This is a genomic window from Acidobacterium sp. S8 (assembly GCF_009765985.1).
Taxonomy (GTDB): Bacteria; Acidobacteriota; Terriglobia; order Terriglobales; family Acidobacteriaceae; genus Alloacidobacterium.
Genome location: NZ_LMUM01000037.1, coordinates 263,187 through 278,109 on the forward strand (window position 1 = coordinate 263,187; position 14,923 = coordinate 278,109).

Here is a 14,923-nt window from a genome sequence, read left to right on the forward strand (position 1 = left end):
GCCACCAATTCTATAGCGCTCGCATCGGCTCGTCATTCCGATTGGATTCGTAAATTTAGCTTCAGTACAGTCTGCGAAATATCGCTTCGTCCCTTTGCGGCATAACCGTCTCCCGTAAGTCGGAACGAATGAAGATGTAATTCGAATATCGAAAATATTCACGGAACCGCTCTGGGTTCGGCGCCAGAACTCCCTTCGATGTCATTAGATAACACTCGTAACCGAATTCGGATAACCACTTCAGCGCATATGTCAGGGTAGAACCTGCATGCCTCCACCCTTCTCCATATTCAAATTGTCCAACCTGAATCATCCCTTTCGATAAAAGCTCTCTCGCACCCTGCAGCACAAGAAAGTCATAACCTTCAGCATCGATTTTGAGATAATCAACCCGAGGCCAGTCTCGCTTACTTACTTCGCGGTCAATGGTGGTAATTGGAACCTGTCTGCAGTTCGCTGCTGAGGAGACGGCGCCTATTAATGACGACGTCTCTCCCGCATCGGCCTCTTCGAAAAATGGCAGAAAGCCTGGTTTATCGGCCACAGCGGCTTCCAAGATTTCAAGCTGGTTAATCTCAGCGAAACTCCGCCGAAGCTTCGACATTGCAGACCGCGAAGGATCAATCAACAAACCCTGCGCAGCTGGGGAGTAATTCAGTAATGCAGCGGTCCAATCGCCTTTGTTTGCGCCAACGTCAATAAAGTAACTAATAGAAGGCGCAACACTTCTCAGAAAATCTCCTTCGCCGTTGCGCTCCAAGGCACTTTCAGTGGTGCCATGAGCCAATGCGATAACAGCTTCGGCCTGGTTCCGTATCTTTTCAGCAGCCCAAAGTCCGATCCGTGAGTGCCCCATCAAGGAATGCGTGCTCCCCAGCATTTTGCGCGCAATTGACATTGTAGCCTCTTCGCCCGTATAGAAAGCGACATCTGAGATTGCCCTCACTATACAACGAAGGCTTCCGGGCGGTCAGTAAATCAAGATAAGGCTAGCAATAAAAAGGACGGCCCAAAGGCCGTCCTTTTCAGCTCATACACGATTACGCATAGATGCCGCGCTGCTTGATGGTAAAGGCTACGCGATCAATCGCCAGCATGTAGGCTGCAATGCGGTTATTGACGCCATGGGCCTCAGAGTAGCGGACGACAGCATCGAAGCTTTCGGCCAGGATGCTCTCCAGCTGCTCGTTGATGAAGGCCTCCTTCCAGAAGTAGCCCTGACGATCCTGCACCCATTCAAAGTAGGAGGCCGTGACACCACCCGCGTTCGCCAGGATGTCCGGAATAATGAACACCTTTTTGTCGGCGAGAATTTCGTCAGCAACCGCGGTTGTCGGGCCGTTGGCGCCTTCGCAGATCACGCGAGCCTTAATGCGATCGGCATTGCGGCTGGTGATGACGTTTTCGGTCGCAGCGGGAATCAGGATTTCGCAGTCAGCTGTCAGCAGTTCGTGCGTGTCATAGGCCTCTGCACCCTTGAAGCCGAGGACAGTGCCGTTGCGCTGGCGGTGCTCAAGAAGAGAGCAGATGTCGATGCCGTTCGGGTTGAACAGGCCGCCATCGTATTCTGCGATGCCGATAATCTTGTAGCCCTTGTCGCGAAGAAGATTCGCGGCATTCGAGCCGACATTGCCAAAGCCCTGAATAATGACCCTGCAGCCATCGAAAGACATCTGAAGATATTTGAGCGCCTCGTCGCACATCACGCTGATGCCGCGACCGGTGGCTTCGCGGCGTCCACGCGATCCGCCAATGTTCAGTGGCTTGCCGGTCACAACGCTGGTCACCGTCTGACGCTGATGCATGGAATAGGTATCCATCATCCACGCCATAGTCTGCTCGTTGGTGCCCATGTCCGGAGCAGGTACATCTTTTTCCGGTCCGATGAATTCGATGATCTCGGCGGTGTAGCGGCGCGTCATGCGCTCCAGCTCGCCCATCGACATTTTTTTAGGATCGCAAATCACGCCGCCCTTTGCGCCGCCGAAGGGGATATTCACCACGGCGCATTTCCACGTCATCCAGCTTGCCAGTGCGCGCACTTCGTCGAGCGATACGTCCGGCGAGTAGCGAATGCCGCCCTTACCGGGACCGCGAGCCTGCGAGTGCAGCACACGGAAGCCGGTAAACATCTCAATTCGGCCATCATCCATGCTTACGGGGAAATGCACGATAATCTCGCGCGAAGGATGCCGCAGTACACGCCATAAACCTTCATCCAGATTCAGCTTGCGTGCCGCGAAGTCAAACCGAGCAGCCTGTGCTTCCCAGGGATTAATCTCCTGCTCGAGGGTTATTGTAGCCATACCAAACCATCTCTCCCTTTCGACCGATTCTCCGCTTATTGCGTGAGTAGAGCGTCAATTTCTGCATGCAAATTACGGTCATTTCGGCATGCAAATGACATACATTTGACCCATATTTGCAGGAAAACATGCGAATCCGGCCAAACTCACCGAGTATAGGCTTCGGTAGAGCACCTCGCAAGCTTGATCGACACGGCTGGGAGGGTATATAGCGTGGTTCCTGTTCCGCTGTTTTGAGCTATCTCCAAGGGCAGCAATTACATGGCTGAAGATACTCAACCCTGGCGATGTTTACGGTACGATAACCACTAAGCCATGCCATCGCACGAAACATCGCTGCCCAGCCGCTCCGAATTTCTGAAGCTCGCCCGCACCCACACCCTCGTGCCGCTTTACCGCACGCTGACCGCCGATCTCGAAACGCCTGTGACCGCCTTTCTGCGCCTTGCGAACGATGAGCCAGAGTGTTTTCTGCTGGAATCGGTCGAAAACGGCGAAAAGATTGGCCGCTATACGTTTATCGGCATCCGGCCCTTCCGCAAGATAGTTTCGCGTGGCCAGTCCATTGAAATCACCGAAAATGGCAAGCTGCGTCGGATAGAAGGCGACATCTTCGCTCTGTGGAAAGAGCTGATGACCAGTCACAAACCAGCGCGCATCGCCGGATTGCCGCCATTTACTGCCGGAGCTGTCGGATTTTTCGCCTATGATGCCGTGCGGCAGATCGAGCGGCTCCCGGAAACGACGGAAGACGATCTCGGCCTCCCCGATGTCTGCCTCATGTTCTTCCACGAAGTGCTGGCCTTCGATCACATTCGCAAAGAAATGCTGCTCATCGCTACCGCCGATGTCTCGCAGCAGAAGCCGGAGCGCGCCTATTCTGACGCAATCAAGCGTCTCGACCGGCTGGAAAAACGCCTCGCTGTGCCCCTTCCGAAGCTGAAACAAAAGAAAGTCGGCGGCAAGCTTAAACTCGATTCTCAAACGCGCAAAAAAGATTTCTATAAAGCTGTCGAACAGGCCAAGGAATACATCGCGGCTGGAGACGTTTTTCAGGTGGTGCTCTCGCAGCGATTTGATGTGGAGACAGGTGTTGATCCCTTCTCGGTCTATCGCGCACTCCGTATCGTGAATCCCTCGCCGTATCTCTATTTCCTGCGCATGGGCACCAAAAAACCCGGCGCCCGCGGTTCAGATGTTGTCACGCAGATCGCCGGCTCCTCGCCGGAGCTGCTGGTTCGCGTCAACCAGGGACGCATCCAGTACCGTCCGATTGCCGGAACCCGTCCACGCGGCGCAAGCGAAGAAGACGATCTGCGCGTAGCCCAGGAGATGCTGCATGACGAAAAAGAACGCGCCGAGCATGTGATGCTTGTCGATTTGGGCCGCAATGATGTCGGCCGCGTCAGCGAATACGGTTCGGTCGAAGTGAAGGAATTGATGACGGTCGAGCGCTACTCGCACGTCATGCACATCGTCAGCGGCATCGAGGGCAAGCTTCGCCCCGAATTGCATGCTGTCGATGCTTTCCGCGCCTGCTTTCCTGCAGGAACCCTCAGCGGCGCTCCAAAAGTTCGCGCGATGGAGATCATTGAGGAACTGGAGCCGACACGTCGCGGTATCTATGGCGGCAGCGTCCTCTACGCTGACTACTCCGGCAATCTGGATTCGTGCATCGCCATTCGCACCCTGCTGCAGCAAGGCAAACAGGGATATATCCAGGCCGGAGCTGGTATCGTGGCAGACTCCGTTCCGGAAAAAGAGTTTGAGGAATCGGTCAATAAATCGCGCGCTGTGGTGCGTGCGATTGAACGCGCCCGCAGATAGCTTCAGACTGCCATGCCAAGCCCGCTGCAGCCTGATTGCTTGAAAATCAGGCTGCCGATCTTCTTCCCGACAGTGCGTGCCATAACTTCTTTCCCGAAGCCTTCCAGCGTCTCACGATTTCATAGACGATGACAGTCGCATATGTCACTGCGACCCATAAAAATACCTCCTCGATCGGGAGGCGTGACCACGCAGTGATGCGGACGCCAAGCATCTGCTCATCGCGAAAGTTCCACCAGCCGTAAGGAAGAGCGAGTGTTACCTCCCACAGCAGGCTGATAAGAACGACCATGAACATGGTCAGGCTGAATGCCCGCCAGTTAATGACAGGCCGCGCTGTCGGCAGGAACAGGGAAGAGGGAAGCAGCGCGCCGAGAACAAGAAATGTGAAGTAGCCGGGGAATCCCGGACCGCCGAAATTGCGCTTGTAAAGAATGCCTGCCAGTACGAGAAAAATCGCCAGCGTTACAGATTGCGGATGGAACCGGAACAGACGTTCGAAATTAATTCTATTGGCGTCGTTATCTGGAACGCTGTAAGCGTCGAGCCAGTACGCATCGAGCCATATATAGAGCAGAAGAATCGCGAGAAAGCCCGCGAAATAGAAAATGTACTCTTCGACCGGAACGCCTCCACCAAGTGCGGAGGCGCGAATACCGAGCGTCGCTCCCGCGTTTGGAAAATAAAAAAAATACCTGGCAAAGAAAAAGTCGAGACCCGCTCCGAGCGGGAAAAGCAGCCCGATCGTCCACCAGAAGGCTTTCTGGGAAACCCGGATTTCCTCCTGCGGAAAGAACCAGAAGGCAATGATGAATACCGGCAGGATGAACAGGAGAAGACTAACGGTATATCCGTATGGCGTGGGAGCAGGCGCCGGTCCGCGAACTGTGTGTAACGTGATCGCTGCCGGCGCAGCAATCAATCCGAACATGGCCAGCACCAGCCAGAAACTGGCGCGGGGCGACGGTGGAGATTTCCGCATAGCTAATCCTCGAAGGGAGCCTGCTTCATGGTGTAACAGGTTCAAGCCCGGATCACGGAAATTCTATGGATTTTGCTGCGGCGTTGTTTGAGCGCCGCTTGCCGTCAGCGATGCAGCGCGGCGGTCCGCTGCAGATAAAACTCCGCCAGCTCAAGATCGCCAGGCTGCGTGATCTTCAGATTGGTTGAAGAGCCCGCGACGACAGCTACCGGCGAGCCTGCCCGTTCGACGATGCTCGATTCATCGGTTCCGGTGAACCCGTCGGCTGTGGCTTCCGCAAAGGCTCGTCTCAGCAGTCCGCAACGGAAACCCTGTGGGGTCTGCGCCTGCACAATATATTCGCGCGGAATCGTAGCAGTGATGATGGCCCCGTCGGCGGTGCGTTCTACCTGCTTGATCGTATCCACAGCGGGCAATCCGACGATGGCGGCGTCGTGCTTTTCCACGGCTTCAATGGTGCGGGTAATGGTGGCCGGATCGATCAGCGGGCGCACCGCGTCATGGACCAGCACGATATCGTTATCGTCGCAGTCGAGTGCATTCAGAGCATTGGCAACGCTCTCCTGACGCGTGTCGCCTCCTGTCACAATCTGCACCTTGTCTGCGAAGCCATATTCTGAAACCTGTGCTTCCACGCGCTCACGTTCATTCGCGCGCACCGAAACATAGATCGTGCTGACTTTTGGGACCTGGGCAAAGGCTCGCAAACTGTGAATCAGGATAGGGACGCCTGCCAGTTCAAGAAACTGTTTCGGCGCAGCTGTGGAATGATGGCCCGCCGACATGCGCGTACCGAGTCCGGCTGCTGGAAGAATGATAAAAACCCGCATAAACAATCGGAGTATACAGGAAATAGTTGTCGCTGCGAGACTTAGGCAGCCTCAGGCCGATGGCCTGCAGTACACTGGGACGGTTCGCCGGAAAACGTTCTCCAGGAGAAAATGCCGATGATCCATCGTCTTCGCATGTGCGGTTTACTACTCATAATCGCCGCCACGACCTGTTCCTTCGCCCAGAGCCATGAAAAATTGATTGCACCCACGCCGCCCATGGGATGGAATAGCTGGGACTCTTACGGCCTTACTATCACCGAAAATCAGTTCAAGGCCAACGTTGACTGGTTCAATCAGCACCTCAAGCCATACGGCTGGCAATACGTCGTCATCGACGAAGGCTGGTATCTGCAGCATCCTGAAAATGCAGGAACCAAAGGTGCAGACCAGGGCTACACTCTGGACTCGAATGGCCGTTACTTGCCTGCGCCAAACCGCTTTTCATCGAGCAACGGAGACGCCGGGCTGAAAGCCCTCGGCGATTACGTCCACTCCTTAGGATTGAAATTCGGCATCCATATAATCCGCGGCATCCCCAAAGAGGCAGTCGAGAAAAACCTGCCCATTGCTGGCTCATCGTTTCACGCAGCCGACGCAGCGAACACGTCAGATCTCTGCCGCTGGAATCCAGACAACTATGGACTCAAAGCCAATGCCGCCGGCCAGGCTTATTACGATTCGCTTGGCAAACTCTATGCCAGCTGGGGACTCGATTTCGTCAAGGTAGACTGCATCTCCGCACCCTATGACGCCGACGAGATTCACATGATGAGTGCAGCCCTCAGGAAGAGCGGTCGCGATATTGCCCTCAGCCTCTCGCCCGGTCCAACTCCCATCGAGCAAGCCGACGACGTGCGCAAGTACGCGCAACTCTGGCGCATCTCTGACGACTTCTGGGATGTTTGGAAGAAACCCGAAGGCGACACCAGCAATTTTCCGCAATCGCTTACCCGCCAGTTCGACAAGCTCGCACAATGGTCGCCGCACGTAGAACCCGGCCACTGGCCTGACGCCGACATGCTGCCCCTCGGCTATCTCGGACCGAAGCCCGGCTGGGGCAATCCAAGACATTCCCGCTTCACTCAGGACGAAGCGCGCACCCTCATCACCTTATGGTCCATCGCCCGTTCTCCCTTAATCCTCGGTGCGAACCTCACGCAGATGGACAGATCCACTGAATCGTTGCTAACCGATCCGGAAATCATCGCCGTCGATCAGCACTCGAGCGGCAATAAGCCTGTGCTACAGACGCCGACCACTGTTGTATGGACAGCCCACGGCGCGCAGGGCGAGCAATACATTGCTGTCTTCAACCTGAGCGATTCGCAGCAGCCAATTTCCTATGGCTGGAAAGAAGTGGGCCTGTCTGGGAGCAGTTATCGCACGCGCGATTTATGGCTGAAAAAGGACCTGGGTTCAGCGTCAGCCCTCAAAGTGACGCTGGCTCCGCACGCTTCAGTCTTGTATTCCGTCAAGTGAAGGCTTAGTGCTAAGAAAAATGGCCGTCATTCTGAGCCGCAGGCGAAGAATCTCCTGATCGCCTGCGCTCAGCTAAAAGGACGGGCAAATCATTCCCACTCGATCGTGCCCGGCGGCTTCGACGTGATGTCATACACCACGCGATTGATCCCGCGAATCTCATTCACAATGCGGCTGGAAATCTTCTTCAACACTTCGTAAGGCAGCGGGACCCAGTCCGCCGTCATGCCATCTTCCGAGTGCACCGCGCGAACTGCGCAGGTGTAAGCATACGTTCGCTGATCGCCCATCACGCCCACACTCTTCACCGGCAGCAGCACCGCAAACGACTGCCAGATCTGCTGGTAAAGCCCGGCGGCCTTGATCTCGTGCACGACAATGTCGTCGGCCTCCTGCAGCAGCGCCACGCGCTCCGGCGTAATTTCGCCAAGAATGCGCACCGCAAGCCCCGGCCCGGGAAATGGCTGGCGTTGCAGAATGTCTTCCGGCATCTGCAGATCGCGTCCGATGCGGCGCACCTCGTCCTTGAACAAATCGCGCAGAGGCTCAATGAGCTTCAGCTTCATCGTTTCCGGCAACCCGCCAACATTATGGTGACTCTTGATCGTCTGCGACGGTCCTTTGACAGATGACGACTCAATCACGTCCGGATAGAGCGTGCCCTGCACCAGCCAGTCCACACCGCCAGTGAGTTGCGAGATGCGGTGAGCCTCGTCATCGAAGACGTTGATGAATTCGCTGCCGATAACCTTGCGCTTCGTCTCCGGATCGGTCACTCCCGCCAGCCGCGAAAGAAATCGTCCACTCGCATCCACCGCAACCAGATTCAGCCCAAGCTTCTCGCGCAGATTCTCCTGCACCTTGAAGAACTCATTCTTGCGCAGCACGCCGTTGTCCACGAAAACGCACGTGAGCCGGTCGCCAATCGCACGATGCACGAGCACAGCCGCAACCGACGAATCGACCCCACCGGACAACGCGCAAATAGCGTGGCCATCGCCAACCTTCTCGCGAATCGCCGCAACCGTCGACTGGATAAAGTGCTCCGGCGTCCAATCGGCTTTCGCCTTGCATATATTGAATAAGAAGTTGCGCAGCAGCTCCGAGCCGTGGCGCGTGTGGTGCACTTCCGGATGAAACTGCACCGCCCAGATATTTCGCTCCGGATTAGCAATGCCCGCGACCGCGTTGCTGGTCTTCGCCGTCAGATGAAAACCCTGAGGTAACTCCAGCGCTTCGTCACCATGTGACATCCACACATGCAGATCGGTGGGCAGCCCTGCAAACAGCGGCGTCGCCGGATCCACGACCGAGACCTCGGCATGCCCGTATTCGCGCTTGTCAGCCGATCGAACCTTGCCGCCCAAATGATGCGCAATAAACTGCAGCCCATAGCAGATGCCAAGCACCGGCTTGCCCAGACCAAGTACCGCAGGATCGGCCTTAGGCGCGTCCGCGTCATACACCGAGTTAGGGCCGCCCGAAAGAATGATGCCCAGCGGCTTGTAGCCTTCAATCTCAGCCAGCGTGGCAGTGCAGGGAAGTACAACGGAAAAGACGTTCTGCTCGCGGATGCGACGCGCAATCAGCTGCGTATACTGCGAGCCAAAATCAAGGATGACGATCGACGATGTGTCCACTCACCAGTTTACTTTGATGCCGCCGAAATTGGCGATGGATTCAATGGGGACTCTTTCCACAAGCGCCAGAATCGGATGAAAGCCACCAGCCGCGCGACCTGGAAAAAGTCAGACGCCGCAAGATAAAGCACCGACACCAAAGTCCACCAGATGAACAGCGGCGGCCCCTGCATCACGGATGCGAAGGGAAGCGGCGTCGCCGAAAAAACCATCGCAAGCACAATCAGGGCAATCTTGATGATGCCCATCACCATGTTTACTTCCACCAGCTTGCTGGTCAGCGGCCCGAGACGCACGCTGCGGTAAAGGGTCGCCGCGATGCCACGGTCTTCAAGCAGAGCAAGCAGCGGCGCTATCGAAAACACCCAGCTCAGCAAGCCCCACAACGTAAAAATCCCCAGCGAGAGGCAAATCACCAGTGCGCAGTAAAACACCAGGTTCGGCTCCGCACCCGAGAGCGTTGTATTGGCCGCCCAATGAATCGCCAAAAACCACAAGAGAAAGCTTCCGCCAAGCGCAATCACGCGCAGAAGTTGCAGCGCAATCATCCGCACCGGCCTTATCGGTAGCGTCGAATCATATCGCCGCAGTACCAGGTTGCGCCCGATCCCCGACGTGATCGACCACCCAATCGCGAGCAGCGGCAGCAGCCACAAAGCCGCATGCAGCACCGGCTGCCGCAGAATCGCATATACGTCCGCAATCGCAACCGCGCCGTGCATCGGGTCCTGCAGGGAAAAATCTTCGATGCCGGTTGCACGAAGCTGGTCGGTAGTCGCCGCCAGAATACGCGCGCCCACCTGCCAGAGCAGCAGCAGCGCAGGCACGCCAAAGAGCCATCGCCACGCGACCTCAATGGCCAGCAGGGAAGGGCGCGACCAGCAGCCCGCTATCGTATGCACGAGTGACTGCGTGCCGCGCACGGCCTCTTTCTCTGCCATCAGCCCTTCACAACAATGTTGACCAGCTTGCCCTTCACGACAATGGCCTTCACAATCTCTTTGCCGACAACCGCGGCCTGCACCTTCGCGTCCGCTTTGATCGCTTCGCGAATTGTCTCGTCGTCAGCACCGGCAGCTACCCGGATCACCGCCCGCAGCTTGCCGTTTACCTGCACCGGAATCTCGATCTCATCCTCGCGAGCAAGTTCCGCGTTAAACGCTGGCCACGGCGCGCGCAGAATGTTCTGCTCCTGCCCAAGCTGCTCCCATAGCTCGAACGCAAGGTAAGGAGCGAACGGCGCAATCAACAGCACCAGGTTTTCCAGCAGCACCTTCACCGTCGTCGCCGGAACCTTACCCGATCCGATCTCTGCATCGGCAGCGGTGTATGCGTTCAACAATTCCATGATCGCCGCAATGCAGGTGTTGAAGTGCCAGCGCCCGGCAAAATCTTCCGTGATCTTGCCGATCGTCTGGTGCAGCTTCCGCAGCAGCGCTTGTGACGTAGCATCCGCAACATTTGTATCAGTCGCAGATACAGAACGCGCCGTCTCCGCGTGCTTCATCACAAAGCGGTACACCTTGCCTAAAAATCGGCTGACTCCGGCCACACCATCTTCCTGCCAGTCCAGATCGCGATCCGGCGGCGCAGCAAACAGCGAGTACATACGCGTAGCATCTGCACCGTACCGGCCGATCATGTCGTCAGGCGACACCACATTGCCCTTCGACTTCGACATCTTCGCGCCATTCTTGATCACCATGCCTTGCGTAAACAGGCGCTCCGCCGGCTCATCGTTTTTGATGAGGCTAAGATCGCGCATCACCTTCGTCCAGAAGCGCGAATAGATCAGGTGCAGAATGGCGTGCTCAACGCCGCCAATGTATTGATCAATCGGGAACCAGTACTGCGCCGCAGCCGGATCGAACGGACCCTGGTCATACTTCGCGCTGGTGTAGCGATAAAAGTACCACGACGAATCGACAAACGTGTCCATCGTGTCCGTCTCGCGCCGCGCCGGGCCACCGCACTTCGGGCAGGTTGCGTTAACGAATCCCGGCAGCTTGCTCAGTGGCGATCCGCCCTGCTGCGTAATCTCGACGTTGTCCGGCAAAAGCACCGGCAACTGGTCATCAGGCACCGGAACAATCCCGTCCTTCTCGCAATACAGCATCGGAATCGGCGTGCCCCAGTACCGCTGGCGGCTCACGCCCCAATCTTTCAGGCGGAAAGTGATCGTCGCCTTGCCGAAGCCCTTTTCTTCCGCGAAAGCGGCCATCTTCTGCTGCGCTTCCTTATTGCCAAGCGAGTTGAATTCGCCGGAATTGATCAGCAGGCTCTCTTCATCGGTATATGGCAATGAATCCTGCGCGGCTTCGCCCTTTTCGCTTTCAACGCGTCGCGGCAGAATCACAATGCGAATTTCAATACCATACTTTTTCGCAAACTCGTAATCGCGCTCGTCATGCGCCGGCACAGACATAATCGCGCCAGTACCGTAATCCGCAAGAATATAGTTAGCCACCCAGATCGGCAGCCGTTCACCATTGAACGGATTGATGGCGTAGTGTCCGGTGAACACGCCATGCTTTTCGATCTCGCCAATATCTCCGGCTTCTCTCGCCTTCTTCTGCTGGTCGAGCAATGCCTCTACTTCTGACGCCAGCTTCGTATCCTGCGCGGCAAATTCCTTCACCAACGCATGTTCCGGAGCGAGCTGGATGCTGGTCGCTCCAAAAATCGTGTCGATGCGCGTCGTAAAGACGGTAATCTTCCCATTGGTCGTCGCATCTTCCCGCGCAGGCAGAACCGTCGTGCCCTTATCGCGGGTCGAGCGCTCGTCCTCAGGCGCGCTGCTCGCATCTTCTACCGCAAACTCGACTTCCGCGCCTTCGCTGCGGCCAATCCAGTTACGCTGCATGGTACGCACTTTTTCCGGCCAGCCTTCCAGCTTGTCCAGGCCGTCCAGCAGCTCCTGCGCATAGTTGGTAATGCGCAAAAACCACTGTTCCAGGTCGCGCTGCTCCACGATCGTATCTTCATGCCGCCAGCAGCGTCCGTCGATCACCTGTTCGTTGGCCAGCACCGTCGCGCATTCCGGGCACCAGTTCACCTTGCTCTTTTTGCGATAGGCAAGCCCGCGCTCGAACATGCGGATAAAGAACCACTGGTTCCAGCGGTAGTAGTCCGGCAGGCAGGTTGTCACTTCATTTCGCCAATCGTAACTGAAGCCGATGCGGTCCATCTGCCGCTTCATGGCGGCGATGTTCGAGGTCGTCCATTGCCGCGGCGGCATGTTGTTCTTGATAGCCGCATTCTCGGCCGGAAGTCCGAAGGCGTCCCAGCCCATCGGGTGCAACACATTGTGGCCCTGCATCCACATGTAGCGCGCTAAGGCGTCGCCAATGGAGTAGTTGCGGACGTGGCCCATGTGCAGCTGGCCGGAGGGGTAAGGCAGCATCTCCAGCACGTAATACTTCGATTTGCCGCTCGACGCCGGTTCCGCGGCGTAAAGGTCAGGCTGCTCCGCCCAGCGCTGTTGCCAGCGGGGCTCAATCTCAGCCGGGGTATAGCGGATTTCGGTAGAGACTCCGCCTGTCGCTGCCGTGGCAACGGGTTCTGTTGGATTACTTGAAGACATACTTTACCTATTCTACTGATTACGAATCGATTGCCGAGGATTCTAAGAGCCCATCGTCATTCTGAGCCATGGGCGAAGAATCTCCAATACATGAGTGAGCCCATAGATGCATCCAAATCGAAAAGTTCTTATGCTGGAAGAGTTTAGATGAAAATAGGGGGCCCTCACCCGGAGACAAGTCCCCGCAGGACACTCACATTTCGCGCGTCATCCCCCGGCTCATCGACCGGCGTCTCCGCAACAAAGGCGCAATGAGCGAATCGTTCATCGTTCAGCAGGCGCCGAAACGCGCCGAGGCCGATCGTACCCTCGCCGATATTTTCGTGGCGGTCGAGCTTCGATCCGCGCGGCGCCTTGGCATCGTTCATATGCCATACGCGGACGGCATCCAGCCCCATCGTCGCTTCGATCCGGCAAACCGTCTCCTCATAACCCTCAGGGCTCACAACGTCATATCCGGCAACGTGCGTATGGCAGGTATCGAGGCAAGCTCCAACCGGAGCTTTATCACGCAACCGGTGAATCAGCTCTGCCACCTGCTCGAAGCTGCCACCCAGCGAGAATTCTGCCCCGGCGGTATTCTCGATGAGAATTTTGAAGTCGCAGATCTCTTCCGCCACGCCGTCAAGCGATTTCGCAATCGACTCAGCCGCTAGTCGCAGACCCTCTTCCCGAGTAAGGCCGCGCCAGGAACCGGGATGTAGCACCAGGTATTCCGCTCCCAGCGCCAACGCCCGCTCAATCTCGCCGCGAAAAGCCGCAATCGACTTGGTGCGAACCTCCTCCGATTGGCTGCAGAGATTGACCAGATAACTTGTGTGAACTACCAGCGGCCAGCAGTCGTATCTCTTTCGTAGCTCGCGCATCTGCAAGCAGTGCGTTTCTTCCAGGCGCGCGGGTCGCCACATGCGCGGGCTGGATGAGAAGATTTGAAAGGTATTCGCGCCGATGTCGTGTGCGCGCTCTGCCGCCTTGTATACTCCGCCTGCGGTCGATAGATGAATGCCGATACGCCGTTTAGTCACTGCTTCCAGTGTAAAGAGAGTAGTGGACTATACAGCTATACAAGTGTATCGTCAGACGGTATTGAGATTTTTATGCGCACAGTGATCACGGCAGAAAAGCTGCTGACCCCGGACAAGACAATTTCGCAGCCGATCGTGGTCATCGAAGATGGCCTCATTACCAGTATTTCCTCGCGCTCACAAGGTACGCTTCCCACAGGCGAAGTGCGCGACTTCCCCGGCGCAACTCTCGTTCCCGCCTATTTCGATGTGCACATCCACGGCAGCGGCGGCTCCGACGTCATGGATGCCACAGAGAGTTCGCTGAACACCATTGGCGATTTTCTCGCGCAGCATGGAGTCGGAGCATATCTAGCGACCACCGTTTCAGCCTCCGTAGATACGACGCTGCGCTCGCTATGCGGGCTGGCAAAGCTCATGAAGATGGAATTGCAGGGAGCCCGCCCGCTCGGAATCCATATCGAAGGGCCATTCATCTCCCACGCCAAGCGTGGCGCACACGCTGAGCGCGACCTGCAATTGCCCACAGCGGCATTGTTCAACCGCATGTGGGAAGCGGCAGAAGGCTGCATCCGCCTGATGACCATTGCGCCCGAATTGCCCGGTGCCGACGAAGTGATTGCACGCGCCGTCGAGCTCGGAATCCGCGTCAGTCTCGGTCACAGCAATGCGGGAACAGAGGACGCGATGCGCGGCCTGCGGGCCGGAGCCACTTCAGCAACGCACACCTTCAATGCCATGCGCCGCTTCGATCACCGCGAACCCGGAATTTTAGGCGTCGTGCTCGATCGCGAAGAACTCTTCGCCGAAATCATCTGCGACGGCCTGCATGTGCATCCGACGGTAGTCAGCCTCTTCTGGAAAGCAAAGGGCAGTGACCGCGCCATTCTCGTGACCGACGCGATGAGCGCCACCGGTATGCCCGACGGAAACTACCGCCTGGGTGAGCTCGATGTTCGCGTGAAGAACGGCAAGTGCATCATCGGCGAAGATACGTTGGCAGGCAGCACCCTGACGATGGATCGCGCAGTGCGTAATTTCGCCGAGTTTGCCGGCGTTGAGATCGTCACCGCAGCAGCACTGGCCAGCCGAAACCCGGCGCGCATGATTGGCGTCGACTCGCAGCTCGGCGCAATCGAAGCAGATCGCGCAGCCGACATCACGGTGCTTTCTGCAAAAGGCGACGTACAGGCGACAATTCTGCGCGGTCAATTGACAGGTCTCTGAGAAAAAACGGGTCTGTCGCCC

The 14,923-nt window shown here is 56.8% G+C and carries 11 protein-coding genes; 3 read left to right on the forward strand and 8 right to left on the reverse strand.

Annotation, left to right across the window (positions count from 1 at the left end; translation table 11 throughout):
- Positions 1-61: 61 nt before the first annotated feature.
- Positions 62-898, reverse strand: coding sequence for an FkbM family methyltransferase (locus tag GSQ86_RS19860; RefSeq protein WP_158751918.1), 837 nt, complete (start codon positions 896-898; stop codon positions 62-64).
- A gap of 142 nt (positions 899-1,040) precedes the next feature.
- Positions 1,041-2,306 (reverse strand): Glu/Leu/Phe/Val dehydrogenase, encoded by a 1,266-nt coding sequence (locus GSQ86_RS19865; RefSeq protein ID WP_158751919.1) that lies wholly within the window; start codon positions 2,304-2,306, stop codon positions 1,041-1,043.
- Between the two features lie 315 nt (positions 2,307-2,621).
- Here GSQ86_RS19865 and trpE point away from each other — a divergent pair, with 315 nt between their 5' ends.
- A complete protein-coding gene (gene trpE / locus GSQ86_RS19870; protein WP_158751920.1) occupies positions 2,622-4,133 on the forward strand; it encodes an anthranilate synthase component I in 1,512 nt (503 codons plus the stop codon).
- Between the two features lie 46 nt (positions 4,134-4,179).
- On the opposite strand, the gene GSQ86_RS19875 is transcribed toward trpE, so the two are convergent.
- Both GSQ86_RS19875 and ispD read right to left on the reverse strand, forming a co-directional pair.
- Complete coding sequence (locus GSQ86_RS19875) at positions 4,180-5,115, reverse strand: lycopene cyclase domain-containing protein (protein WP_158751921.1); 936 nt, start codon at positions 5,113-5,115, stop codon at positions 4,180-4,182.
- Positions 5,116-5,219: 104 nt separating this feature from the next.
- Positions 5,220-5,945, reverse strand: coding sequence for a 2-C-methyl-D-erythritol 4-phosphate cytidylyltransferase (gene ispD / locus GSQ86_RS19880; RefSeq protein ID WP_158751922.1), 726 nt, complete (start codon positions 5,943-5,945; stop codon positions 5,220-5,222).
- A gap of 117 nt (positions 5,946-6,062) precedes the next feature.
- On the opposite strand from ispD, the gene GSQ86_RS19885 reads away from it, so the two are divergent.
- A complete protein-coding gene (locus tag GSQ86_RS19885; RefSeq protein ID WP_216841221.1) occupies positions 6,063-7,427 on the forward strand; it encodes a glycoside hydrolase family 27 protein in 1,365 nt (454 codons plus the stop codon).
- Positions 7,428-7,516: 89 nt separating this feature from the next.
- Here GSQ86_RS19885 and guaA read toward each other — a convergent pair whose 3' ends face one another.
- The 4 genes from guaA to GSQ86_RS19905 form a co-directional block, all read right to left on the reverse strand.
- Entirely contained in the window at positions 7,517-9,067 is a 1,551-nt protein-coding gene (gene guaA, locus GSQ86_RS19890) for a glutamine-hydrolyzing GMP synthase (RefSeq protein WP_158751923.1), read from the reverse strand.
- Between the two features lie 8 nt (positions 9,068-9,075).
- Complete coding sequence (locus tag GSQ86_RS19895) at positions 9,076-10,008, reverse strand: hypothetical protein (protein ID WP_158751924.1); 933 nt, start codon at positions 10,006-10,008, stop codon at positions 9,076-9,078.
- Positions 10,008-12,650, reverse strand: a complete 2,643-nt coding sequence (leuS, locus tag GSQ86_RS19900; RefSeq protein WP_158751925.1) for a leucine--tRNA ligase — start codon at positions 12,648-12,650, stop codon at positions 10,008-10,010. The genes GSQ86_RS19895 and leuS overlap by 1 nt, the downstream gene beginning before the upstream one ends.
- Before the next feature lie 164 nt (positions 12,651-12,814).
- Positions 12,815-13,675, reverse strand: a complete 861-nt coding sequence (locus tag GSQ86_RS19905) for a deoxyribonuclease IV (RefSeq protein WP_158751926.1) — start codon at positions 13,673-13,675, stop codon at positions 12,815-12,817.
- Positions 13,676-13,747: 72 nt separating this feature from the next.
- On the opposite strand from GSQ86_RS19905, the gene nagA reads away from it, so the two are divergent.
- Positions 13,748-14,902, forward strand: a complete 1,155-nt coding sequence (gene nagA, locus GSQ86_RS19910; RefSeq protein ID WP_158751927.1) for an N-acetylglucosamine-6-phosphate deacetylase — start codon at positions 13,748-13,750, stop codon at positions 14,900-14,902.
- Positions 14,903-14,923: the final 21 nt, after the last annotated feature.